Source organism: Bacteroides sp. AF25-38AC, assembly GCF_003602995.1.
In the GTDB taxonomy this organism is placed as follows: domain Bacteria; phylum Bacteroidota; class Bacteroidia; order Bacteroidales; family Bacteroidaceae; genus Bacteroides; species Bacteroides uniformis.
This window is the reverse complement of the sequence record NZ_QTMD01000005.1, coordinates 155,966-179,767: the sequence shown is the minus strand read 5'-3', so window position 1 is coordinate 179,767 and position 23,802 is coordinate 155,966. Positions and strand designations below refer to the sequence as shown.

At 46.0% G+C, this 23,802-nt stretch carries 19 protein-coding genes; 9 read left to right on the top strand and 10 right to left on the bottom strand.

What is annotated here, in order from left to right; all coding sequences use genetic code 11:
• The first annotated feature begins 61 nt into the window (after positions 1 to 61).
• Positions 62 to 748: an SGNH/GDSL hydrolase family protein gene (locus DWY55_RS05420; RefSeq protein ID WP_005823589.1), complete on the top strand. Its 687-nt coding sequence runs from the start codon at positions 62 to 64 to the stop codon at positions 746 to 748.
• Between the two features lie 20 nt (positions 749 to 768).
• Here the strand turns inward: DWY55_RS05420 and DWY55_RS05415 are convergent, their stop codons facing one another.
• Both DWY55_RS05415 and DWY55_RS05410 read right to left on the bottom strand, forming a co-directional pair.
• On the bottom strand, positions 769 to 1,431 hold the full coding sequence (locus DWY55_RS05415) for a Crp/Fnr family transcriptional regulator (RefSeq protein ID WP_005823588.1): 663 nt from the start codon (positions 1,429 to 1,431) through the stop codon (positions 769 to 771).
• Between the two features lie 101 nt (positions 1,432 to 1,532).
• Complete coding sequence (locus tag DWY55_RS05410; RefSeq protein ID WP_005823585.1) at positions 1,533 to 2,222, bottom strand: rhomboid family intramembrane serine protease; 690 nt, start codon at positions 2,220 to 2,222, stop codon at positions 1,533 to 1,535.
• Positions 2,223 to 2,392: 170 nt separating this feature from the next.
• Between DWY55_RS05410 and DWY55_RS05405 the strand changes: the two genes are divergently transcribed.
• Genes DWY55_RS05405 through DWY55_RS05395 form a run of 3 tightly spaced genes read left to right on the top strand, consistent with a single transcriptional unit; the run spans position 2,393 to position 7,049 of the window.
• Positions 2,393 to 4,333 (top strand): glycogen debranching enzyme N-terminal domain-containing protein, encoded by a 1,941-nt coding sequence (locus tag DWY55_RS05405; protein WP_005823580.1) that lies wholly within the window; start codon positions 2,393 to 2,395, stop codon positions 4,331 to 4,333.
• Positions 4,334 to 4,347: 14 nt separating this feature from the next.
• Positions 4,348 to 5,616 carry a glycosyltransferase family 4 protein gene (locus tag DWY55_RS05400; protein ID WP_005823578.1) on the top strand — a complete coding sequence of 423 codons (1,269 nt, stop codon included), beginning with the start codon at positions 4,348 to 4,350 and terminating at the stop codon, positions 5,614 to 5,616.
• Between the two features lie 17 nt (positions 5,617 to 5,633).
• A complete protein-coding gene (locus DWY55_RS05395; RefSeq protein ID WP_005823576.1) occupies positions 5,634 to 7,049 on the top strand; it encodes a glycoside hydrolase family 57 protein in 1,416 nt (471 codons plus the stop codon).
• An 80-nt stretch (positions 7,050 to 7,129) separates the two neighbouring features.
• Here DWY55_RS05395 and DWY55_RS05390 read toward each other — a convergent pair whose 3' ends face one another.
• Together DWY55_RS05390 and DWY55_RS05385 are read right to left on the bottom strand one after the other, a co-directional pair.
• Positions 7,130 to 8,713, bottom strand: a complete 1,584-nt coding sequence (locus DWY55_RS05390; protein ID WP_005835469.1) for a DUF4270 domain-containing protein — start codon at positions 8,711 to 8,713, stop codon at positions 7,130 to 7,132.
• Positions 8,714 to 8,736: 23 nt separating this feature from the next.
• Positions 8,737 to 9,561 (bottom strand): glycogen/starch synthase, encoded by an 825-nt coding sequence (locus DWY55_RS05385; RefSeq protein WP_009037059.1) that lies wholly within the window; start codon positions 9,559 to 9,561, stop codon positions 8,737 to 8,739.
• Positions 9,562 to 9,807: 246 nt separating this feature from the next.
• On the opposite strand from DWY55_RS05385, the gene panC reads away from it, so the two are divergent.
• Together panC and panD are read left to right on the top strand one after the other, a co-directional pair.
• The gene (panC, locus tag DWY55_RS05380) at positions 9,808 to 10,665 is read left to right on the top strand and encodes a pantoate--beta-alanine ligase (RefSeq protein WP_044469131.1); all 858 of its coding nucleotides are present in this window, start codon (positions 9,808 to 9,810) and stop codon (positions 10,663 to 10,665) included.
• 32 nt (positions 10,666 to 10,697) lie between these two features.
• Positions 10,698 to 11,051, top strand: a complete 354-nt coding sequence (panD, locus tag DWY55_RS05375) for an aspartate 1-decarboxylase (protein ID WP_005823568.1) — start codon at positions 10,698 to 10,700, stop codon at positions 11,049 to 11,051.
• A gap of 63 nt (positions 11,052 to 11,114) precedes the next feature.
• Here panD and DWY55_RS05370 read toward each other — a convergent pair whose 3' ends face one another.
• Both DWY55_RS05370 and DWY55_RS05365 read right to left on the bottom strand, forming a co-directional pair.
• Complete coding sequence (locus tag DWY55_RS05370; RefSeq protein ID WP_117877921.1) at positions 11,115 to 12,761, bottom strand: S41 family peptidase; 1,647 nt, start codon at positions 12,759 to 12,761, stop codon at positions 11,115 to 11,117.
• A 107-nt stretch (positions 12,762 to 12,868) separates the two neighbouring features.
• The gene (locus tag DWY55_RS05365) at positions 12,869 to 15,169 is read right to left on the bottom strand and encodes a bifunctional dihydroorotate dehydrogenase B NAD binding subunit/NADPH-dependent glutamate synthase (RefSeq protein ID WP_035449960.1); all 2,301 of its coding nucleotides are present in this window, start codon (positions 15,167 to 15,169) and stop codon (positions 12,869 to 12,871) included.
• A 196-nt stretch (positions 15,170 to 15,365) separates the two neighbouring features.
• Here DWY55_RS05365 and DWY55_RS05360 point away from each other — a divergent pair, with 196 nt between their 5' ends.
• Genes DWY55_RS05360 through DWY55_RS05350 form a run of 3 tightly spaced genes read left to right on the top strand, consistent with a single transcriptional unit; the run spans position 15,366 to position 19,223 of the window.
• Positions 15,366 to 17,501, top strand: a complete 2,136-nt coding sequence (locus DWY55_RS05360; RefSeq protein ID WP_005835473.1) for a TonB-dependent receptor domain-containing protein — start codon at positions 15,366 to 15,368, stop codon at positions 17,499 to 17,501.
• A 5-nt stretch (positions 17,502 to 17,506) separates the two neighbouring features.
• Positions 17,507 to 18,520: a sensor histidine kinase gene (locus DWY55_RS05355; protein ID WP_005828900.1), complete on the top strand. Its 1,014-nt coding sequence runs from the start codon at positions 17,507 to 17,509 to the stop codon at positions 18,518 to 18,520.
• 1 nt (position 18,521) lies between these two features.
• Positions 18,522 to 19,223: a LytR/AlgR family response regulator transcription factor gene (locus tag DWY55_RS05350; protein WP_005828898.1), complete on the top strand. Its 702-nt coding sequence runs from the start codon at positions 18,522 to 18,524 to the stop codon at positions 19,221 to 19,223.
• A 147-nt stretch (positions 19,224 to 19,370) separates the two neighbouring features.
• Here DWY55_RS05350 and serS read toward each other — a convergent pair whose 3' ends face one another.
• The 4 genes from serS to DWY55_RS05325 all read right to left on the bottom strand — a co-directional run bounded on the left by serS (position 19,371) and on the right by DWY55_RS05325 (position 23,635).
• Positions 19,371 to 20,645, bottom strand: a complete 1,275-nt coding sequence (gene serS / locus DWY55_RS05345) for a serine--tRNA ligase (protein WP_005828896.1) — start codon at positions 20,643 to 20,645, stop codon at positions 19,371 to 19,373.
• A 141-nt stretch (positions 20,646 to 20,786) separates the two neighbouring features.
• On the bottom strand, positions 20,787 to 21,056 hold the full coding sequence (rpmA, locus tag DWY55_RS05340) for a 50S ribosomal protein L27 (RefSeq protein WP_005828893.1): 270 nt from the start codon (positions 21,054 to 21,056) through the stop codon (positions 20,787 to 20,789).
• A gap of 22 nt (positions 21,057 to 21,078) precedes the next feature.
• Entirely contained in the window at positions 21,079 to 21,396 is a 318-nt protein-coding gene (gene rplU / locus DWY55_RS05335) for a 50S ribosomal protein L21 (RefSeq protein ID WP_005828892.1), read from the bottom strand.
• A 226-nt stretch (positions 21,397 to 21,622) separates the two neighbouring features.
• Positions 21,623 to 23,635, bottom strand: a complete 2,013-nt coding sequence (locus DWY55_RS05325; RefSeq protein WP_120178032.1) for an HAD-IA family hydrolase — start codon at positions 23,633 to 23,635, stop codon at positions 21,623 to 21,625.
• Positions 23,636 to 23,802 lie beyond the last annotated feature (167 nt).

Here is a 23,802-nt window from a genome sequence, read left to right as displayed (position 1 = left end):
AGCCTCACCTTAAAAACGGTGGGGCTGTTTTTTTTATAACAAAACAACAAAGAATAGAACAATGAAACTTTTATGTATGATTGCTGTCTTTTTGTGCATCCCCTGGGTAGCCTCTGACGCACAGAAGCAGGACTGGGGAAATTTGAAACGCTATGCAGAGGCAAACAAGGAACTGGTACGGAAGGGAAAACAGAAGGACCGGGTGGTTTTTATGGGCAACTCCATCACGGAAGGATGGGTGGCAAACGATGCCGCTTTCTTTGAAGACAACGGTTATGTGGGCCGTGGTATAGGCGGGCAGACTTCTTCCCATTTCCTGCTCCGTTTTCGCGAAGATGTCATCAAGCTTGCTCCGGCGCTGGTCGTGATAAATGCAGGTACCAATGACATTGCGGAAAATGCAGGCGCTTATAATGAAGAATACACTTTTGGAAATATAGTGTCTATGGTAGAGCTGGCACGGGCCAATAAGATAAAGGTGATTTTGACGTCTGTGTTGCCTGCCGCTGCCTTTGGCTGGAATCCTTCGGTGAAGGATGCTCCGCAAAAGATAATGCAGCTGAATGCCAGAATCCGGAAGTATGCCCAGGAAAACAAGATTCCTTATGTCGACTATTACAGTGAGATGGTGGAAGGCGACAATAAGGCTCTGAACTCCTCGTATACCCGGGATGGGGTACACCCCACTCTAGAAGGGTATAAAGTGATGGAAGCCTTGATAAAGAAAGCGATAGACAAGGTGTTGTAGGAAATCTCGGTTCAGGTGGCCTATAAGAGCTTTTCTGCGTCGGGAATCATCATCTCGCCTCTGTGCAGTTCGAGCAGGCCTTTCTCCTGCATGCTGTTCAACGCTCTTGATACTCCCATACGGGTATCATTGACCACCTGAGCCAATTCTTCCATTTTTATTTTCAGTATTTTCCTGCCTGACGGACGTTCGATATGTGTCAGGATAAAGTTGCCGATACGTTTCTCAAGGTTGTCGGTGCTTTCTGCCCAAAGACGGCTGTTTAGGCTTTGGGCGCGGTTGCTGATGATATTCATGTAATTCAGGCGGAATATGTCATATTTGAACAATTCGCTCATGACGAAAGCCTTGCTGATGCTCACTGTGTGGGTCTCGGTTTGGGCGGTATAGGCCGAGACGTAGGAGGTGCTCATCCCGAACAGAGATTGTGGCTCGATGACATAAGGTGCCTGAAAATATTCCGTGGAGCTGTATGATGTATTCGCAGATGAAGTACATGAGGAGATTTCACCTTTCAATACGAATATCAGTTGACTGCATGTGTCACCGGCTTTCACGATAACTTCGCCGGCTTTATGCTTTGTAAAGCTCAGCTTGACTTTCCCCAGGATATTGGTAAAGTCTTCTTGTGCGAGTCCTTGAAAGAGTGGCAGTTGCAGTAATGTATCAAACATTGTATTCATAATGCTTTTTCTTCTTGTTTTGAAACAAAAGTAGATATTATCAAGGTGTACTGTAAACTCTTTGCCCCTCTTTTTGTTTTTTTTATTGTTTCTTAAACGTGCTATTCAATCCTTGTAGACGAATCCTCATCCTTCTCCTCTTCCTTCTTATCGTCCTCATCCTCATTGTTTTCCTCATCTTCGTCTTCCTCTTCGTCTTCCTCTCCGGCAAACGGATCGGGCCGTTGGGGACCGTATTCCATAAAGCCTATGGCGCATAGCGTGCCTGCTATGGCTCCGCTAAGGTGTCCTTCCCAGGAAGTGGTGGCTTTGGCAAATTGTGGGAACATATTCCATACCAGGCCGCCATATAGGAACGTTATCAACAGTGAAATGGCGATAAGCGGTACATGTTTGCGCAGAATGCCGCTGAAGAACAGAAAAAAAGCCAGTCCGTATATGATGCCGCTGGCTCCGATATGCCATCCCGGTTTCCCTATAAGAAAGGTAAGCGCACCGCATCCTATCCAAATGGCAAAGAAGATGTAGGGGGCTATATGCCGGTAGAAATAGAACAGACACCACATCAGGAAAAAGAGTGGAATCGTATTGGCGAACAGATGCTTGAAACTGCTGTGTACCAGTGGATGTGCGAAAATTCCGAACACGCCCCGCTGTTCCATCGGATATACTCCCAGTCGTGTGAAGTTCCAATCCATGCCTGTCTCCAAAAACTTTAAAATGTATAAAATGAATAGCAGGAATAGGGGTATAACCGCCGCCAATGCCATTCTGCGTATATCATGCTTCATATTTCGTACAGTGATTGCTATTTTTGTACAATACTACGGAATATTTGACGAAAACCGAAAAAAAACTGACTTTTTATTTTGCCTATAAGCTTTAATTCGTATTTTTGGGCATCGCTACATGGCTTGTAGCGCATATACCGAAATAATTAACCTTTAAATAATGCACAACTATGAGTTATTTACGATTTGACAAGACCCTGATGATTAATCTGCAAGAATCTTTGCCAAGGGAGATATTGCGGACGAATAGGTCGGGAGCCTATCATTGTACAACAATTGTAGATTGTAACACACGCAAATATCACGGTCTGTTGGTGATACCGGTCCCCAACCTCGATGATGAAAACCATGTGCTGCTGTCTTCTTTGGATGAAACTGTAATTCAGCACGGTGCGGAGTTCAACCTGGGGTTGCATAAGTATCAAGGAAACCACTTCAGTCCTAACGGGCACAAGTATATCCGAGAGTTTGACTGTGAAAATATCCCCACAACTACCTATCGTGTAGGAGGCGTCATCCTTCGTAAGGAAAAGATTTTCGTACACCATGAAAATCGGATTCTGATTCGTTATACCTTGGTCGATGCCCATTCGGCAACCACACTTCGTTTCCGCCCTTTCCTGGCATTCCGCAGTGTGCGCGAGTACACGCACGAAAATGCGCAGGCAAGCCGCGACTACCAGTTGGTAGAGAATGGCATTAAAACCTGCATGTATCCCGGTTATCCGGAGTTGTTCATGCAGCTCAACAAAAAGAATGAGTTCCACTTCCAGCCTGACTGGTATCGTGGTATCGAGTATCCCAAAGAACAGGAACGCGGATATGACTTCAACGAAGACCTTTATGTGCCGGGATATTTTGAAGTGGATATAAAGAAAGGGGAAAGCGTTGTCTTCTCCGCCGGTATCTCCGAGATTTCTCCCCGCAAGCTGAAGCAGACTTTTGAGTCCGAGGTGGCCGACCGCACTCCGCGTGACAGTTTCTACCACTGTCTGAAAAACTCGGCGCACCAGTTCCACAACAAGCAGGGCGAGGAGCATTATGTGCTTGCAGGCTATCCCTGGTTCAAGTGTCGCGCCCGTGACTTGTTCATCTCCCTGCCGGGTCTTACTTTGGCCTTAGGCGAGCAAGATGAATTTGAAGACGTGATGAAAACAGCCGAAAAGGCTATCCGTGAGTTTATCAATGGAGAACCTTCCTCCTATAAGATATACGAGATGGAGCATCCGGATGTGCTGCTGTGGGCTGTCTGGGCTTTACAGCAGTATGCCAAGGAGACTTCGCGTGAAAATTGCCGGCAGATGTACGGTAATCTTCTCGAGGAGATTGTTGACTATATCCATGAACGCAGGCATGACAATCTCTTCCTGCACGAAAACGGACTGTTGTATACCAATGGCACCGAGAAAGCGGTTACCTGGATGAACTCTACCGCCAATGGCCGCCCGGTTATTCCACGTACGGGCTACATTGTAGAAGTGAATGCACTGTGGTACAATGCCCTGCGTTTTGTAGCCGATATGGTTCGGGAGGGGGGCAATGAAATTCTTGCCGATACACTGGACGCTCAGGCAGAAATCACCGGAAAGTCTTTCGTAGACGTCTTCCGCAATGAGTATGGCTATCTGTTCGACTATGTGGATGGTTATATGATGGACTGGAGCGTACGTCCCAACATGATATTTACCGTTGCCTTTGACTATTCTCCGTTGGATAGGGCCCAGAAGAAACAGGTGCTTGATATTGTGACGAAAGAACTGTTGACTCCGAAGGGCTTGCGTACACTGAGCCCCAAGAGTGGCGGATACAATCCGAATTATGTAGGTCCTCAGATTCAAAGAGATTATGCCTATCATCAGGGTACGGCATGGCCGTGGCTGATGGGTTTCTACATGGAAGCATATCTGCGTATCTATAAAGTGAGTGGCGTGTCGTTTGTAGAGAGATACCTCATCGGTATGGAAGATGAAATGACTTCCCACTGTATTGGCGCATTGCCCGAACTCTTCGATGGTAATCCTCCGTTTGTTGGAAGAGGGGCGGTGTCATTTGCCATGAATACGGCGGAAATCCTGCGTATCTTGAAGTTATTGTCTAAGTATAATTTATAATAGGAGGAACGAAGATGAAAGTTTTAATGTTTGGATGGGAATTTCCTCCCAAAATATATGGTGGTCTTGCGGTTGCTTCTTATGGAATAACTAAGGGATTAAGTTTGCAGGGTGATGTGGAAACTACTTTCTGCATGCCCAAGCCGACGGGCGAAGAAGAGGACTTCTTGAAGATAGTGGGCATGAACCAGGTGCCTATCGTGTGGCGTGATGTCGATTACAATTATTTGAAGTCGAGGCTGACGCGCAACATGACGCCGGAAGATTATTATTCTTTTCGTGACCATATCTATTCGGATTTCTCTTATATGCACGTCAATGACATAGGCTGCATGGACTTTGCCGGCGGTTATCCCGGCAACCTGCACGAAGAGATAAACAACTTCTCGGTGATTGCCGGAGTAGTGGCTCGCCAGCAGGAATTTGATATTATTCATGCCCACGACTGGCTGACGTATCCCGCCGGAGTGCATGCCAAGATGGTGAGCGGAAAGCCGCTCTGCATCCATGTCCATGCTACTGACTTTGACCGTTCACGTGGAAAAGTCAATCCTACCGTCTATTCTATGGAGAAGAACGGTATGGATTATGCCGACTGCATCATGTGCGTGTCCGAACTGACCCGCCGCACGGTTATTGAGCAGTACCATCAGAACCCCAAGAAGGTGTTTGCCATGCACAATGCCGTCTATCCTCTCTCGCAGGAATACCAGGACATTCCACGTCCCGACCATTCCAAAGAGAAGATTGTGACATTCCTGGGCCGTATCACCATGCAGAAGGGACCGGAATACTTTGTGGAAGCAGCTTCGCTGGTATTGCAGCGTGCCCGCAACATCCGCTTTGTTATGGCCGGTTCGGGAGATATGATGGATGCCATGATTAATCTGGCAGCCGAGCGGGGCATCGCCGACCGGTTCCACTTCCCGGGCTTCATGAAGGGAAAGCAGGTATATGAGGTTTACAAGAACAGTGATGTATTCGTTATGCCTTCCGTTTCCGAGCCTTTCGGTATCGCTCCGCTGGAAGCCATGCAGTGTGGGACTCCTTCCATCATTTCCAAGCAGTCGGGATGCGGTGAAATTCTTGATAAGGTCATTAAGACCGATTATTGGGACATTCATGCAATGGCCGATGCCATTTATTCCCTCTGCACTAATCCCGCTCTCTTCCAATATCTGCAGGAGGAAGGCAGGAAAGAAGTGGATGGAATCACGTGGGAAAAAGTAGGCTTGAGAATCCGCGCCCTCTACGAGGATGTGTTAAGAAACTATGGTAAATAACAAAAACAATAATAGAAATGAGAACTATCTGTCTTTATTTTGAAATACATCAAATCATTCATCTGAAACGTTACCGTTTCTTTGATATAGGTACCGATCATTATTACTACGATGATTATGCCAATGAAACCAGTATCAATGATGTAGCCGAACGCTCTTATATCCCGGCATTGAACACCTTGATTGAAATGGTGAAGAATTCCGGAGGTGCGTTTAAAGTGGCTTTCTCCATCTCGGGGGTTGCGCTGGAGCAGTTGGAAATATATGCACCGGCTGTCATCGACTTGTTGCACCAGCTGAATGATACCGGTTGCTGTGAGTTCCTTGCCGAGCCTTATTCCCATGGCCTTTCTTCTCTGGCCAACGAGGATTGCTTCAAGGAAGAGGTGATGCGTCAGAGCGCTAAGATGAAGCAAATGTTCGGTAAGGCGCCGAAGGTGTTCCGTAATTCCAGCCTGATTTATAATGATGAGATTGGTGCGATGGTGGCAGCTTTGGGATTCAAGGGTATGCTGACGGAAGGAGCCAAGCATGTTCTGGGTTGGAAGAGTCCGCACTATGTATACCATTGCTCTATGAATCCTAACTTGAAGTTACTGTTGCGTGATTTTAAGCTGTCTGACGACATCAGCCTGCGCTTCTCCAACTCCGAGTGGAACGAGTATCCTTTGTTTGCCGACAAGTACATCAACTGGATTGACGCTCTGCCGCAGGAAGAGCAGGTCATCAATGTCTTTATGGAACTCTCTGCTCTGGGTATGGCACAGCCGTTGTCTTCCAATATTCTGGAATTCCTGAAGGCTCTTCCATACTGTGCCAAGGAAAAGGGGATTACTTTCTCCACACCGACGGAAATCGTTACCAAACTGAAATCTGTTTCCCAGTTGGATGTTCCATACCCGATGTCTTGGGTGGACGAAGAAAGAGATACCAGCTGTTGGCTGGGTAATGTGATGCAGCGTGAAGCATTCAACAAGCTGTATAGTGTTGCCGAACGTGTCCATCTCTGTGATGACCGCCGTATCAAGCAAGACTGGGATTATCTGCAGGCAAGTAACAACTTCCGTTTCATGACTACCAAGCAAAGCGGTGTCGGTTTGAACCGTGGCATTTATGAATCTCCTTTTGATGCTTTTACCAATTATATGAATATTCTTGGTGACTTTATCAAACGTGTCGATTCTCTCTATCCGGTGGATATAGATAATGAAGAGCTGAATGCATTGCTGACCACTATCCAGAACCAAGGTGCCGAGATAGAGGAACTGCATAAGGAATTGGAGAAAGCACAGGCCAAGTTAGAGAAGATAAAGGCTGCAGAAAAGAAAGAGAGCAAGGCTACAGCTAAATCTGCCGCAGAAAAACCGGCAAAGACCAAGGCTCCTGCCAAAAAGCCTGCCGCAAAGAAAACAACTAAAAAGGCTGCTGAATAATATCGGCAGCTTGTCCCATCAATCAAAAAAGCCTTCCGCTCAACAATGAGTGGAAGGCTTTTTTATGGAATATCTGTCAGTTACTTGTTGAAACTGGTGTATGTAACTTCTATTTTCAGCGGAGATTCCACTTCACCTTTTGCATTCTCTTTCGGGCCGCCTTTTAGTTTGGCATATCCCGGCTTAAGGTCGTTTTGGATACCGGTCATGGTTTTGTTACCGCTACTACTTGTACTGTTGTCATAGGTAATGGAAACCGGAATCAGCAATACCTTATCCCAGTCTTCATTTTCTTTGTTCCAAGTTTTCTCCCACTCTGTCTCATTCCAAGAACTGCCGGCTTTGTCTTTGGCGGCTTTCTTGGCAGCTTGTTTTTCGTTGATGCAAGTGGTAACCAAACGGGCTATGTTGCTGAATACATATTGATTAGTAGCAAATGCATTGTGGGTGGTTGTAAATGAGGTAATATTATCCCTGACTTTGTTCTCTTCAAAGAAGCTCTTCAAGTCCTGTTTACGTATCAACAGCACGTCATTGGGAGCACTCATGCTATATTCGTAGTCACTGTTTATATTGTAATTCGTGAAAGTCAGCTTCACGGCATTCAGGGTGTCATTGGTCAGTTTGTTGTATATTGAATCGTATGGCATGATAGCTTCGGTGAAGATACCGGCAGGAGATTTGATATAAGTGTGTTGGGGTTCGGCAGCCTTTTCCTTTATCAAATCAGAATTCATGAACTGGTTTGCCTGGATAACCTCTTTGGTAGAGGCAAATACAGTCTGCATGCTATAGAACAAAGAGTCTGTACCATCTTTTTTCTTCAGTGCTACACCGGTAGTATCATTTACGTGGTGGAAACGGAATTGCATATTTAAAGCCACATAATCCACATAGAGGATGGTTCCATCTCCGTAATCGCTCTTTACATATACTCCTTTGAAAATCTTGTCTATGAAAGTTGCGGCGTCTTTAAAGTATTCGGGATGCTCGCGATAAACCTTCAATATTCTGTCTTCGCCGAAAGTTTTCTTGTCCAATGGGAACGTCACATTGGGATAGAAAGTGTAATAACCGTTATTGTCCTTTTCAAATCTCACAGAGTCCGGAACAGACGTATCGAAAGCTGAATAAGCCTTACGTCCGAGCAGGGACTTGGGGTCGTACTTGTTGTAGTACTCTTCCGGATTGATATTGGTATAGCGATTTTTGTCCAGCTTCTTGTCCAATTCATAGATACTCATCCGGCATGCATTCAGGGAGTCGCCGAACCAACTGGAATAATAGACTGCAAGTTGCACTGAAACTACCGAGTCGGCAGTCATTGTACCAGTTGCCTTGATTGGATTTCCTTCACTGTCCCGTTCGGTCACTTTATACACTTCCGGAAGGGAGAAGTTTTCCGTACAGTTCAGCTCCGTAAGGAAACTTGTTTCGTAATAACCGAATTCCGGGTCGGAAAACTTGCCTATATAGCCGGTACTCGTTTTGGCAAATACAGAATCAACGGCAAATGAACGTGTTGTTACATTAAAAGTAGTAGTATGCGCTGACATGCCGTCAGAATCGGGCAACATACCCAGACCTAATGTTCCGGTGTTGTCATCGCATCCAAAGAAAGTCAGGACTGCCAAAAGCAATGTTCCCAGGTATCTTACTTTCATAGTTTTAACTGTCTAAATCGATTTTATTTTTGTTCTGTTTCCCATACCTTGTCGTAGAAGTCATTGCAGGCTTCAGCAAAGTTCTCGGGAGATTGATATTCCAATACCGGTTTTCCGGATTCGCGGGCATAGTTCAGTACTTCCTCATTGACGTGTTCGCTTTGCTGGATAATGCCGTCGGAGAAGTCAGCAGCCAGTTTGCAAAGTGCTGTGTAGTCAATGGGTTCCTTCAATCCTGCAATATCTTTCTTGGCGATGCCTTTCAACAATAGCTTGTTAGAGAAGTCTGCGTGGAAAGGTTGTTTGAAGTCATCTTCATAAAGGGAAAATATGACTTTGGCATCTCTGAAGGAAGGTTCGTCTTTATAGACTTTTTTGATGTACAGAGGCGCTAAAGCGGTCATCCAGCCGTGGCAGTGGATGATGTCGGGACACCAACGCAGTTTCTTCACCGTTTCCAGTACGCCGCGGGCATAGAAGATGGCACGGGCATCATTGTCTTCATACTCTTCACCATTTTCGTCTGTTACCTGCAAGCGGTTCTGGAAGTAGTCATCGTTGTCGATGAAGTATACTTGCATACGTGCAGACTGGATAGAGGCAACCTTGATGATGAGCGGGTGATCGGTATCGTCAATGATGAGGTTCATGCCGGAGAGTCGTATCACCTCATGCAGCTGGTTTCTGCGTTCGTTGATATTTCCCCATTTGGGCATAAACGTTCTGATTTCTCTGCCTTTTTCTTGAATAGCCTGAGGTAGGTTTCTGCCTACGAGGGACATTTCGGATTCTGAAACGTAAGGGGTAATTTCTTGGGTTATAAATAAAACCTTGTTCGCCTTTGTCATAATAACAATGTTCTCAATTATTCTGCAAAGATATAAAAAAAATCGGGCAATAAAGCAAACGGAGCCCGTCTATAATTCCTTATGAATTGTTAACTGCTTGTTATTCAGTGAGACAGCTGCTTCTGGAATTGCCGGAAAGTGTACTGAGTTTTGCATTAATTTGCGATATTTCTTCTTTATATGCTAAATAATGGTTTATTTTGCACCGCTTTTGCGAACAACCAAGTTATTATATAACCAATTAAAATGGAAATAGTACATACTATCAAGGACTTGCAGGCCGGACTTTCGGCTTTGAGAGCCCAGGGAAAGAAGGTAGGTCTGGTGCCTACGATGGGTGCTTTGCATGCCGGTCATGCCTCATTGGTGAAACGTTGTGTGGCAGAAAATGACGCTGCCGTAGTAAGCGTTTTTGTAAATCCGACCCAGTTTAATGACAAGAATGATTTAGTGAAATATCCCCGTACGCCGGAGGCTGATTGCCGTTTGCTGGAGGAGTGTGGAGCGGCATTTGTCTTTGCACCTTCAGTGGAGGAGATGTATCCGGAACCGGATGCCCGCCGTTTCAGCTATGCGCCGCTGGACACAGTGATGGAAGGAGCATTCCGTCCGGGACATTTTAACGGTGTCTGCCAGATTGTGAGCAAACTGTTTGATGCTGTGCAGCCGGATCGTGCCTACTTTGGCGAGAAAGATTTCCAGCAGCTGGCAATTATTCGCGAGATGGTCCGCCAGATGAAATATCCTTTGGAAATTGTAGGGTGTCCGATTGTGCGTGAGGAAGACGGGTTGGCTCTGAGCAGTCGCAATGCCCGTTTATCTGCCGAAGAACGTAAAAATGCACTGAAAATTTCGCAGACTTTATTTGAAAGTCGTACCTTTGGAGCTTCACATACGGTAGCTGAGACACAGAAGTTTGTGGAAGACACCATCGCAGCCGCCCCCGGATTGCGTTTGGAATACTTTGAGCTGGTGGATGGCAATACCTTACAGAAGATTACCGATTGGGAGGAAACTTCTTATGCTGTGGGTTGCATCACAGTATTCTGTGGGGAAGTTCGTCTGATTGATAATATCAAGTACAAAGAGCCTGCTGCCTTGTAATTTATAATTAGTAATTCGTAATTTATAAAGATATGATGATTGAAGTGTTGAAGTCGAAAATCCATTGTGCCCGCGTCACGGAAGCGAACCTGAACTATATGGGAAGCATTACGATTGATGAAGATTTGATGGATGCCGCCAACATGATTGCCGGCGAGAAGGTGTATATAGCCGACAATAATAACGGTGAACGTTTTGAAACCTACATTATTAAAGGCGAGCGTGGCTCTGGCAAAATTTGCCTGAACGGTGCGGCAGCCCGCAAGGTGCAACCTGATGACATCGTTATTATCATGTCCTACGCGCTGATGGACTTTGAAGAAGCCAAGTCGTTCAAGCCGACGGTGATTTTCCCCGACCCGGCAACGAACAAGGTGGTGAAGTAGTCTCCATATTGAAATATGGAAATAAAGCCCTGTTTGCAATTTATTTGTAAACGGGGCTTTGTTTTACTTCTGATTCTTCTCCGCAGGGTTCGTATGAGAATGAGGAGCCGATTTAATCTTGTCGAGTAAATACAGAATCTCAGTTTGGACATCGAAATTATATCTTTGGTAATCCTGATAGGTGGGCATCAAGTCTGGATAAAGTGTGTGGGCACACCGGTCTTTGCCCGGAAAGCATATTTGTATGGAGTTGGAGATAGAGCCTTGCATACCGGTATAGGGTAGCCGGAATAAGGTTTGTTCCATGTAGGTATTGGGGGCTTGTCCGCTGGGTATTCCTACAAGGGTAGCACCCATTTTCCACAGATAGAAAGTGTAGTGGAAAGCTGCACTGAAGGTACGTTCGTTGGTAATGACGTAAATGTGTTCCGGAGTATAGAGCGCCTTTCCTTGTTGCTTTCTCAGTTCTTCCGGCACACTGGATATACAGTTCTTGATGAAGTCGGTCCGTCGCTGTTCTATGTTTGTGGTGTCTGCTTCGTCCGTACTAAAAGTGTAGTCACCGTAGGCATAGTCTGTTCCGTATGCTTGGTTGAAATCCTGTAAGTTTGTCTGTAGTTTTTGCATGTAGAGGGGAGAGATGATACGATAGAATTCTATATCCATATCCGTTTGCAGGAAGTGGTCGCCGAACAGTTGGTAAAGTGTGGGTAGGACAATTGGAGTCCAGCCACCGCTATTGTTGCGCAAATCTATGATGAGGGTGGAGGAGGCTTCCTTCTTCATCTCTTTCAGCATATGGGCGAAAACTTCGGAAAGGGACGGGAGTTGCCGAATGGCTAGCAGGGTATCGGCGGGCATCTCTTGTTTCAGGATATCCCGATAATAGAATCCTATTTGCCGGTATAAATCTTTCAGCCCTTGTTTTTGCATATACTCAAAATTATCCCGTGCCATGATACTGTTGATATTGATGAGCATTATTTGCTTGTCGTTGTCTATGAACTGATAGGCCAGTTGTTTGTCTGTATAAGCTTTCCAACTGTTATTGTGTTGCATGGGTGTGTTTTGCACTTCCTGCCTTGACAATAAGGGAAGGGTTAATCCTCTTGATTTGCCGTCGGGAGTAAGAAGTGAGAGGTGAAGGTTGTCTTTCATTTCAGGGAAAAGCTGTCTCAAGAAATGTTCCGTAGGCATGGACCTGCATAGATTGGCATAACGGTCATATAGGTTTTCACTGGCTTGGATAGCGGCAGTGCGGGCCAGTACCTCTTCTAAAGAATCTCCGTTGATGGTTGTGATACGGCTACCTAACAAGTCTTTGTACGTTTCAGGGATTCCTTGAAGTATAATGCCGTCGGGGATGGTGCGTACTTCCAGTGCCAGGTAACGCTGATTTGCTTGTTGATTGGCTGTGGGAGGTAAAAGGTAGGTATGTCCGTCTTGCAGATTGGATAGGAAAATGCTTACCTTGTCAAAAAAGGTCTGTTTCGTACCGGGAGTCCGGCGTAACTCGTTCTCCAGATGGAAAGCTTGTTCGTAGAAGAATACTTTTCCTCCGAAGCCGCTGTAAGGGTCGGGATGGGTTGCTGCCAGTTCTTTTACCAGATACCGAAAGTCTGAGGCAAGGGAATCCCCGTTTAGGGGCTCTTGGGCGCTTGCCAATAGGTAAGCCAAACAGAGAAGGAGGGATAGATAAATACGTTTCATATTCTTGAAATATTTAAATTGTATGCTAGAAGGGGCAAGTAGAGGGAGAGGTTGTAGTAGAATAAAAAAGGTGGAGTTCGTATGTCTCCACCTTTCATGACAGATTCTTATTTTTTTAGCTGCTCGTTCATCGCTGCTGCTGCCTTTCGTCCGTCTCCCATGGCAAGGATTACGGTGGCACCTCCGCGGACAATGTCGCCTCCGGCAAAGATGGTCGGGATGGACGACTGCATGTTATCATTGACGGCAATCGTTCCCTTCCGGCCCAATTCCAATCCCTTGATGGAGCTTGGGACAATCGGGTTGGGAGATACACCTACGCTGACGATGGCAAGGTCGATGTCGATGGTTTCCGTGGCTCCGGGGATGGGTACGGGACTGCGGCGTCCGCTGGCATCCGGTTCACCCAGTTCCATTTTCTGAAGCACCACTTGTTTCACTTTTCCTTGTTCGTCGGCAATGTATTCGATTGGGTTGTGGAGGGTCAGGAATTCTACACCTTCTTCCTTGGCATGTTTCACCTCCTCGATACGTGCCGGCATTTCTTCTTCCGAACGACGGTAGATAATCATGGCACGCTCTGCACCGAGACGGCGTGCGGTACGTACGGAGTCCATAGCTGTATTTCCACCACCTATCACGGCTACGCATTTGCCGAAAGGAACCGGAGTATCGGAGTCTTCACTGGCGGCATCCATCAGATTGACACGGGTCAGGTATTCATTGGACGAGAGGATATTGATGGAGTTCTCGCCGGGGATATTCATAAAGTTGGGCAGTCCTGCTCCGGAAGCTACGAATATGCCCTTGAATCCTTCCTCTTCCAGTTGTTCCACGCTGAGCGTCTTACCGATAATGCAGTCCTTGACGAATTCCACTCCCATTTTGGCAAGGTTGTCAATCTCCACATCCACCACTTTGTTGGGCAGGCGGAACTCCGGAATGCCGTATTTCAATACACCGCCAATCTCATGCAGTGCTTCGAAAACGGTAACGTCATAGCCATACTTTGCCATATCTCCGGCAAACGACAGACCGGCGGGACCCGAACCAATGACGGCAACTTTGATGCCGTTCTTTTCCTTGATTTCCGGTACGGAGATTTGCCCGCTCTCCCGTTCGTAATCGGCGGCAAAGCGTTCCAGATAACCGATAGCTACCGGCTTCTCGTTCATCTTCAGGTGTATACATTTGGATTCACACTGCTTTTCCTGCGGACAGACGCGACCGCAGACGGCAGGCAGTGCACTGGTTTCTTTCAGTGTCTTGGCCGCTTCGAGGAATTCTCCGCGCTCAATGTTCTTGATGAAGCGGGGGATGTCGATACCTACGGGACAGCCTTCCGTGCAGCCCGGATTAGCACAGTCCAGGCAACGCTTGGCTTCGGTCAGTGCCTGCTCTTCCGTTAAGCCCTGATTGACTTCCTCCTTGCGGCTGTGCGAACGATATTCCGCATCGAGTTCGTTCATCTCTACACGTGGAATGGCAGTCCGTTCTTTGGCTTTCATGGATTTGCGTAACTCCTGACGCCATGCAGCATTACGGCTTTTCTCATCTTCCATGTTTTCACCGGTAGCTTGGCAGGTCTGAGGTTCTTCCAGCTTGTGCATCTCCTCGCGTTCGATGTTTTTAAAAGCGCCCATACGCTTCAGCATCTCGTCGAAGTCCACTTGATGTCCGTCGAACTCAGGGCCGTCCACACATACAAATTTGGTCTTTCCTCCGATGGTGATTCGGCAGGCGCCACACATGCCGGTACCGTCAACCATAATCGTATTCAGGGATACATCCGTGGGGATTTCGTATTTCTTTGTCAGCAAACAAACAAATTTCATCATGATGGCGGGGCCGATGGCGAAACACTTGTTCACCTTCTCGCGCTTGATGACTTCTTCTACGCCTTCCGTCACCAGACCTTTTCGTCCGTAGGAACCGTCGTCGGTCATGATAATGACTTCGTCGGAGCTTTCGCGCATCTCCTTTTCAAGGATGATCAGTTCTTTGGTACGTCCTGCCAGTACGGTGATGACGCGGTTGCCGGCAGCTTTCAGCGCTTGCACGATAGGGAGCATGGGAGCTACGCCTACACCACCTCCGGCACAGACCACAGTACCGAAGTTGTCAATGTGCGTAGCTTGTCCCAACGGGCCGACAACATCCGTAATATAATCGCCTTCGTTCAGTTCGCAAAGACGGGTAGAGGAGAGCCCGACTTCCTGAACCACCAGTGTGATGGTTCCCTTTACCGGGTCGGCTTCCGCAATGGTAAGCGGCATACGTTCGCCTTTTTCGCCCACACGTACAATGACAAAGTGCCCTGCCTTACGTGATTTGGCAATCAATGGTGCTTCAATGACTAACTTAAAGACCTTTTCAGAAAAGTGTTCTTTGCTAATGATTTTATTCATTATCTAATAATTTTGTTGGTGTAATTACGCAATTACTGTCAGATTGATAGATTTTGCAAAGATAGGGGTTATTTGGTAATATCAAAAGAAGAATAGGGTAAAACTGCATGTTGTCACTGGATAACATTCCTTTGTCACTATAATTTGTTCACTTTCTACAGCCTGCCTACTTTTGAAATAAAAAATGAGGAAGAGTATGTATCGAAATGTTTTTTTAGGGGCAATTTTATTGAGTATGCCTTTGGTGGTTTGGTCGCAGCAGGATACGATTGCCGACCAGCGTTTGGAAGAAATTATGGTAACTGCTAAACTCCCGTTGGTAGAAATATCTGCCGGTAAAACAAGTTACCGGATGGATGCGTCAGTCACTCAAAGTACGGGAAGTCTTTATGATGTTCTTGCTTCCCTGCCGGGAGTCGTGATAGATTCCAATGGTAATATCTTGCTGAACGGACAAAGCGGTGCGACGATTCTGATGGATGGCAAGCCTACTTATCTTTCGGGAGATGAATTGATGAGTCTGTTGAAATCTACTCCTGCAACTAATGCTGATAAGATAGACTTGATAACCCAGCCTTCCGCACGCCACGATGCGGCGGGAAGCTCCGGGTTGATTGATATCCGTACAAGAAAAATCAGACTGCGCGGTGTGAATCTGGCCTTGAACGGCAATGGCAGTCTTGGACGGACGGGTAGCGGTTATGGAGGTGCCTCCATGAATATCCGGGAGAATAAGTTCAATCTTTATTTGAACTATTCGTATTATCAGGGGAAGGATGTCATAGACTTGTTTATCGACCGTGCGTTCGAACGGGATGGAGGAAGGATGATGCAGGACTCTTACCGGAAGCGTAGGAATTATTCGCACTATTTTCGTACCGGATGTGATTATTATCTCAATGAGCGGACAGTTTGGGGAGTCTCATTGGGTGGAAACTTTTCCCGGCAAAGGGAAAATGCAGGCATGTTTACGGAAATCCGAGAAACCGGAGTTGCGGGAAATACTTACAGCCATGCGGAGCAAAACCGGAATAATGTTTCTGCCGGAACCAGTATGGTGCACAAGCTGAAAAGAGAAGGGGGAGAACTCAGCGCTTCTTTTGATTATTTCCATTACTACCGTGTTGGAAACCAGTTGATGGATAGTTTTAAGCCCGATACATTGAAAGGGGATATGAAGGGAAATACCGACTTATATGTCGGACAGATAGATGCGGTTTATCCATTGAGTGAGGTTTGGAAGTTACAGGCCGGAGTCAAAACCTCATTTGTTACGATAGACAATACGGCAGGTTATATGCGTCCGTCGGTTTCCGGCTGGCTGCCGGACGGGGCACTTGGTTCCCGATTCGTATATGATGAGAATATCAATGCCTCTTATCTACAAGTCGGCTATGAGAAAGACCGCTTGAAAATCTCAGCGGGTCTAAGGTTGGAACATACCCATGTACACGGGGATTTTGGAGGAAATACACAACAGAAAGACTCTTCGTTTACAACGAATTACTTCCATTTGTTTCCTACTATTGCTTTGCAATACGGTTTGACTTCGGAACATCTGTTTCAGCTTTCGTATGGCAGGCGTATTACCCGCCCCAATTATGGTGATTTGAATCCTTTTACCTATATATTTGATGACTATACCCATGAAGGGGGAAATACGAAGCTGCATCCTTCTTTCTCTGATAATATAGAGTTGGGGTATGTGTATCGTGACTGGTTTCAGACAGTGCTCTTTTTCTCGCATACAGATGATGCTATCATGAAGAGCTATCGCGAACAGGAGGGGCGGCGTATCTATGTAATGCCCCAGAATCTGTCTTCCTATGTACAGACGGGTATGCGTGTACATGCCGCCAACCTCTCACCTGTTTCTTTTTGGAAGGTGAATCTGACCGCTATCGGTATTTATAATAATTATGGTTGGACGGAGCAAGGGCAGAAAATGAAAAACCGTATGTTTACCCCGATATTCGGCTGCATGAACCAGTTTGCTTTCACTTCCGTATGGTCGGCCGAACTTTCGGCAAATTATAATGGACGAATGGCCTACGGACAAGCCACAGTACATCCGGCGCTGGAAGTGAATGTCGGCATCCAAAAGAAGATGTTCCGTAACAGATGCACCGTTACCTTGTTTGCCAAGGATGTATTCAACACCAATTATCAAAAAGTAGATATTCAATCTCCCGGTGTGCAGGCGTTTGTTGACGAACGGCACAACAAACGTGTGCTGGGTATTGCTTTCGCCTGGCGTTTTCAAAAAGGCAGCGAGACAAAAGAAAGCAGAAGGAAAAAAGAAATAGATGAAACAAAAAGAGTAAATTTGTAACTGTTATGGGCAGACTGTGGAACAAGTGGCTGGTGCCGGCATTATTTGCCGTGATTCTTTTTCTGTGTATTCGTGTGGCGAATGATATTCCGAAACATGAATACTATTGGGAAAGTAATGAGTGGAATTTCATGCTGAAGGATATGCTTGTGGTACTCTTCATGTCTTATCCTATCTTTTTTCTATTGAAGTATTGGCTTCGTTTGTGCCGGAAGCGGAAGTTGGTATGGTGGCAGGAATACGGGGTAGTTGTCCTGACGGTTCCCGTCTGGTGTCTTCTGACGATGTGGGTCATCCGCTTTTTGATGGGGGTAAGTCTTGATTTATACGATGTGCCTGTTCCGGCCATAGTCAGTATGTTGCTTGGCGGCTTCTTTTATATATTCTTGCGTAATCAGATGATACAGAAGGAAAATGAAGCTCAACGCCTGCAGTTGGAGAAGATAAAAAATGACCAGCTCCAGACAGAACTGAAATTCCTTAAAGCGCAATATCATCCACACTTTCTTTTTAATGTACTCAATACGGTTTATTTTCAGATAGATGAGAATAATGAGGCTCCGCGGCATACTCTTGAGCAATTGTCCGATTTGCTTCGTTACCAATTATACAATGATGGGGAGAAAGTGCAAGTCCGTGTGGAAGTGGAATATCTGAAACAATACATCAGCCTATGTAAACTTCGTGCTACGAAGCGGCTGCAGTTGCAGGTGCATTTCGATGAAATGGAGGCGCAGGTTGAGATTTATCCATTGTTGTTTGTACCGTTGGTGGAGAATGCTTTCAAATATGTGGGAGGGAACTATTTTATAGCTATGGATATGTGTCTGAAAGAAGGCAAGTTGTGTTTTAGTATTGAAAATTCTATACCGGAACCATTAGTGCACCAGAAAGGAAAACATGGAATCGGCATAGAAAATCTGAGGCGCAGGCTGGAGCTGCTATATCCGGAGCGTCATACGCTGGACATAAATAGAGGAGATACTTTGTTTAGAGTAAAACTTGTGATAGAATTATAGGATGAAACAGGTAAAATGTGTAATAACCGATGACGAGCCTACTGCATGTGAAGGATTGCAACGCTATGTGGAAAAGGTGGATTTCCTTTCTTTAATGGGTGTATGTGAAGATACTATGCAGTTGAACACTCTTTTGCAGACTGAGCAGCCGGACTTGTTGTTTCTGGATATTGAAATGCCTTATCTTTCGGGGCTTGAACTCTTGGCATCTCTTGCCCATCCGCCTCATGTGATTATCACTTCCGCTTATGAGCAGTATGCATTGAAAGGTTATGAACTTGATGTTACGGACTATCTGTTGAAACCGATTTCGTTTGACCGGTTCCTGAAAGCGGTGAATAAAGTACATGGTCTTTTGCAGCAGGAGAAATGGCCGGATGAAGCTAATAATTTTATATTTGTCCGTTCAGACCGTCAGATGCATAAGGTGTTGTTTAAGGATATTCTGGTGGTGGAGGGGCTGGAAAATTACGTCTGTATTTATACGGAAAGCACAAAGCTGCTTGTACGTTCTACCATGAAGCGTATGATAGAGGCTCTTCCTGGTGGAGTATTTCAGCAAGTCCATAAATCATATCTGATAAATTTGGAAAAGATTGAGATGATAGATGGCAATCGGATTATAGTTGGGAGGCATACTGTTCCGGTGGCACGTAATTTCCGCGAGGAGGTGTTTGCACGTATTTTGAAGAATACTTTGTAGTTGCGCAGGAGAAGCTTGTCATGATAAAACTCCGGGCACGAATTACATGGATTTCACGTTTTTTGCTAACCGCAACTGTGAAATTCATGTAATTCGTGCCCGAAAGAAAGTGTCAAAGGCGTATTGCTGCACGTGACTATTATGGCCTTAGTCTATTATTTCAAATCCCGTATACGGAACCAATGCCTTTGGTATGCGGATTCCTTCTGGAGTCTGGTTGTTTTCCAGCAAGGCGGCAACGATGCGTGGCAGAGCGAGTGCGGAACCGTTCAGCGTATGGCAAAGCTCTGTTTTCTTTTCTGCCGTACGGTAGCGGCATTTCAGACGGTTGGCTTGATAAGTGTCAAAATTAGAGACGGAACTTACTTCCAGCCAGCGTTTCTGTGCTTCGGAATACACCTCAAAGTCAAAACAGAGGGCAGCCGTGAAGCTCATATCGCCACCGCAAAGGCGCAGGATGCGGTAGGGGAGTTCCAGCTTTTGAAGCAAACCTTCTACGTGGTCCAACATCTCCTGGTGGGATTGTTTGCTGTGTTCCGGTTTGTCGATGCGTACCAGTTCCACTTTGGAGAATTCGTGCAGGCGGTTCAAGCCACGTACGTCTTTCCCGTATGAACCGGCTTCACGGCGGAAACATTGTGTGTATGCACAGTTCTTGATGGGCAACTGCTTTTCGTCCAGAATCACATCACGGTAGATGTTGGTTACGGGGACTTCGGCGGTAGGAATCAAGTAGAGGTCGTCCACTTCGCAATGATACATTTGCCCTTCCTTGTCAGGCAGCTGTCCCGTGCCGTAGCCGGAAGCGGCGTTCACCACTGTGGGCGGCATTATTTCCGTATAGCCGGATTTGCGTGCTTCGTCCAGGAAGAAGTTGATGAGTGCGCGTTGCAGTTGTGCGCCTTTGCCTTTGTATACGGGGAAGCCGGCACCGGTAATCTTGACACCCAGGTCAAAGTCTATCAAGTCATATTTCTTGGCCAGTTCCCAGTGGGGCAGGGCGTCTTTGGGCAGCTCGGTTTCCATACCACCTATTTTCTCTACTACATTGTCGTCGGCACCTACGCCTTCAGGCACGCTGTCGTAGGGAACGTTGGGGATGGTATAAAGCAAAGTCTGCAAATCGTTGGCAGCCTGGTCCATATTGGCTTGCAAGTCCTTGTTGACTTCTTTCAGCTCGGCCACGCGGCTTTTGGCGGCTTCTGCTTCTTCTTTCTTGCCCTCCTTCATCAGTTGTCCGATGGATTTGGAGAGTGAGTTGGCTTCTGCCAGGTTTTTATCTAGGATGGTTTGATTGGCTTTTCTTTTGTCATTGAAGTCCAGCACTTGTGCAATGGTTTCTTTTGCATTCTTGAAGTGCTTCTTTTCCAGTCCGCGGAGAACCGCGTCGGTGTTTTCTGTAATTTGTTTGATGGTAAGCATATCTTATACTTGTTTTTATGTTATTCGGTTTTTTGAGTGCAAAGATATGGAAAAAACAAATAAAGTGTTGCTTTTGACATAAAAGAAAGGGATGCAACCTATTCGGATTGCATCCCTTTTCCTTATTTCTTGTTCGGAAACTTATGCTTCTGCATTTTCTGCAGGGATAACAGAAACTGAACGTCTGTCTTCCTTGCCCACTTTGAATTGTACAGTTCCGTCTACTAAAGCGAAAAGAGTGTGGTCTTTTCCCATACCGATGTTATTACCCGGGTGGAATTCAGTACCTCTTTGACGAACGATGATGTTACCTGCTTTGCAAGCTTCGCCACCAAATATCTTAACGCCTAATCTCTTGCTCTGTGATTCGCGGCCGTTCTTAGAACTACCGACACCTTTTTTATGTGCCATTTCTTCTTACTGTTTTAATTGATTAAGCTACTACTTCTGTAATTGTTAACTCTGTGAATTGTTGACGGTGACCGTTCAACTTACGATAACCTTTTCTTCTTTTCTTGTGGAAAACAAGAACTTTATCGCCTTTTACCATGTTTGATACGACCTGGCAAACAACCTTTGCACCCTCTACTGTGGGAGCACCTACGGTGATGTTGCCGTCTTTGTCTACCAAAAGAACCTTGTCAAACTCTACTGTTGCACCGTTTTCTGCATTCTGGATGTGGTGTACAAACAGCTTTTTGCCAGCTTCTGCTTTGAATTGCTGACCGTTGATTTCTACAATTGCGTACATTTCTTATATATAATGTATAAGTTAGCTCCGTCGGGTGGTCTCTAATCACTTAGAAAGCACTTGGTCGAACCCGGTGCGGAATAATCGGGCACAAAAGTACTCTTTTTATTCTAAATGGACAAATGTTCTTTTGCTTTTTTGTTCTTTTAATGCAGATTGTACTTTTAGATTATTGGAGAAAAACTGTTTCATCAAGGAGAAACAGTCCGTGTAGGGATGGTTTCTGTTACAAAATGAATTTCAGAACATAGATACCGGCCAGCATCAGCGCCATTACAAGACACGCGAATATGACGAGTAGCACAAGACTGTAAGTCAGCATGAGGATAGTGCGCCAAAAGCTTCTCCACCAGGTGCAGCGGTACAATTGTTTGTAATCCCAACAGAATAGGACGAAAATAAGCCATAAAGGCAGCTCATACAAATCGTCTACCTTTGCGTACCCGTTGAAAGGCAGCACGATGATGCTCAGCAGGAGTATCTGGCAAGCTATGTAGGCTTGTATGAACACATGCTCCGTGGTATTGTAGTTTAACTTATATTTCCGGCGTCGGAAGGCAAGTTGGGTGGCAAGTGCAAACAAAGGCAGTGTGGCAATGATGCGGAATGCCTTGTTTCCGTGTCCCCAGCTCTTCATCAGATTCCATACTTTCATTAGGAAAGGAGAGTTCTGTAAGACTTTTTCCAGTCTGTCTCCCACTTCCGAGGTGTCGTTTACAAATTCATCGATGAGGTCGCCATCATCGCTGTTCTGTTCGGACACCTGTGTGGCAGAAGTGGAGTCGTTCTTCTCTTCCAGTTTGTTCAAGCTTTTCTCCAGGCTTTTTATAGTGATGGCGAGGGCTCGCTTTTCCTCTTTGCTATAGGTTTTCTCCATCTTTTTGGTAAGCTTCTCTTTAGCGGCAATGATTTCTTTTTTGTCTGTCTGCTCTGTCTTTTCCGTCTTTTCTTTTTTGCTTAGGGCTTCCGGGTCTACCAGTTGCACAGCCATGATATAAAGGGCTGCAAGAATGAAGAGTGTCTGGAACGGGCGAAAATACTCTACACGCTTACCACCGATGAAGTCTCTAATCATGTACCCCGGACGGTAGAGGAGTTCCAGAAGGGTACGTCCAAAGCCATTATCTATATTGAAGAAGCCTCCGGCAATGTTTTTAAGCGCGTTACTCAACCGATAGCGTGGAGTGTTACGGCTTTGTCCGCAACGGTTACAGTAGTTGCCGGTATAGGTGGTGCCGCAATTCAGGCAGGTGCAGGTTTCGTTGCCAGCGGGAGGAGTTTTTCTCCCTTGTATCAGCTTGATGTGAAATGCGCGTAAGCGTACTGCGCAGGGGTGCCACCATGAGTCGATGAAAGTTTTTGCTTTGTTGGGTAGTATCCTTCTTTTTTGGAGGATACCCCACAATGTCAGTATGAAAACAACCGGGAAGAAGTTGCTGTCGTCGGTCATGTCCAGCTCTTCAATAGCCAGCCAGAAGAGTGTCACTAGAAGGAGGATTTGCCAGACGCTTATCCTTTTCTGTTTCCGGGGAGAAGTGGCATGCGCGTTTTCCGGCCGGATGGGATTTTCAATCTTGAATATGGAAGGATACTCCTCCTGAACTGCCAGCAGTTCTTCCAAGGTGTTCATTATTTTCCGGTGTGGGTACTTCTCCAATTCTTTGGCAGTGGTTACTCCGTGGGTGACTCCAGCAAAGTCTACTCCGGCCGCTTGGGCTGTTTCCGCATCTACCGTGCTGTCGCCTATATAGAGGGTCTCGGCTTTGCTGACATGTAGCCGCTTAATGGCAAGGAGTAGCCCTTCGGGAGATGGCTTGGCGGCTTTCACGTCTTCACCACCCACGATGATGTCCATAAAATCTTCAGGAAAATGCTGGTCGAGGAGTTCCTTGATGCGGAATCGGTATTTGGTCGAGATGATTCCGATGCGGGCGCCGGAGTCCTTCAGTGCAGTCAGTACGGACTTGGTTTCCAGGAAAAGCACCGTGTTGACAGTCATATGCGTATCGGCCTCTTTTCGGTATTCTGCCTTGAATCCTGCCAGTTGTCCGGCATCTGTCACGCCGGTGAGGATGGAAAAAGAGTCTTCCAGAGTCTTGCCGATAGTACGTTTGATGTCGTCATCCGTCACCTCTGTATATCCGTGACGGGTCAGTACGTTGCGGAAACAAGTGACGATTCCGCGGGAAGAATCAGCAAGCGTATAATCAAAGTCGAAAAGATAGGTCGTGTAATTCATTGTGACTTTTTGTGACAAAGATAGTGTAAAGTATATTTTTACAAAATAAAAAAGAGGATTAATCGGAATTTTGTATTACTTTTGTTTGCATGAATTCTGTAGAAAAGTGACAAGATGTGTAAGTGTTTTATCCGGTTAGGTTGTTATACTATACACGTTAACCCTAT

Coding starts and splice junctions, on each gene's coding strand:
- DWY55_RS05405 (WP_005823580.1), top strand. CDS start 2,393: ATGAGTTATTTACGATTTGACAAGACCCTGATGATTAATCTGCAAGAA.
- DWY55_RS05395 (WP_005823576.1), top strand. CDS start 5,634: ATGAGAACTATCTGTCTTTATTTTGAAATACATCAAATCATTCATCTG.
- DWY55_RS05410 (WP_005823585.1), bottom strand. CDS start 2,222: ATGAAGCATGATATACGCAGAATGGCATTGGCGGCGGTTATACCCCTA.
- rplU (WP_005828892.1), bottom strand. CDS start 21,396: ATGTACGCAATTGTAGAAATCAACGGTCAGCAATTCAAAGCAGAAGCT.
- panD (WP_005823568.1), top strand. CDS start 10,698: ATGATGATTGAAGTGTTGAAGTCGAAAATCCATTGTGCCCGCGTCACG.
- DWY55_RS05415 (WP_005823588.1), bottom strand. CDS start 1,431: ATGAATACAATGTTTGATACATTACTGCAACTGCCACTCTTTCAAGGA.
- DWY55_RS05400 (WP_005823578.1), top strand. CDS start 4,348: ATGAAAGTTTTAATGTTTGGATGGGAATTTCCTCCCAAAATATATGGT.
- DWY55_RS05370 (WP_117877921.1), bottom strand. CDS start 12,761: ATGAAACGTATTTATCTATCCCTCCTTCTCTGTTTGGCTTACCTATTG.
- rpmA (WP_005828893.1), bottom strand. CDS start 21,056: ATGGCACATAAAAAAGGTGTCGGTAGTTCTAAGAACGGCCGCGAATCA.
- DWY55_RS05325 (WP_120178032.1), bottom strand. CDS start 23,635: ATGAATTACACGACCTATCTTTTCGACTTTGATTATACGCTTGCTGAT.
- DWY55_RS05355 (WP_005828900.1), top strand. CDS start 17,507: ATGGGCAGACTGTGGAACAAGTGGCTGGTGCCGGCATTATTTGCCGTG.
- DWY55_RS05365 (WP_035449960.1), bottom strand. CDS start 15,169: ATGAATAAAATCATTAGCAAAGAACACTTTTCTGAAAAGGTCTTTAAG.
- DWY55_RS05385 (WP_009037059.1), bottom strand. CDS start 9,561: ATGACAAAGGCGAACAAGGTTTTATTTATAACCCAAGAAATTACCCCT.
- DWY55_RS05420 (WP_005823589.1), top strand. CDS start 62: ATGAAACTTTTATGTATGATTGCTGTCTTTTTGTGCATCCCCTGGGTA.
- DWY55_RS05360 (WP_005835473.1), top strand. CDS start 15,366: ATGTATCGAAATGTTTTTTTAGGGGCAATTTTATTGAGTATGCCTTTG.
- DWY55_RS05350 (WP_005828898.1), top strand. CDS start 18,522: ATGAAACAGGTAAAATGTGTAATAACCGATGACGAGCCTACTGCATGT.
- DWY55_RS05390 (WP_005835469.1), bottom strand. CDS start 8,713: ATGAAAGTAAGATACCTGGGAACATTGCTTTTGGCAGTCCTGACTTTC.
- serS (WP_005828896.1), bottom strand. CDS start 20,645: ATGCTTACCATCAAACAAATTACAGAAAACACCGACGCGGTTCTCCGC.
- panC (WP_044469131.1), top strand. CDS start 9,808: ATGGAAATAGTACATACTATCAAGGACTTGCAGGCCGGACTTTCGGCT.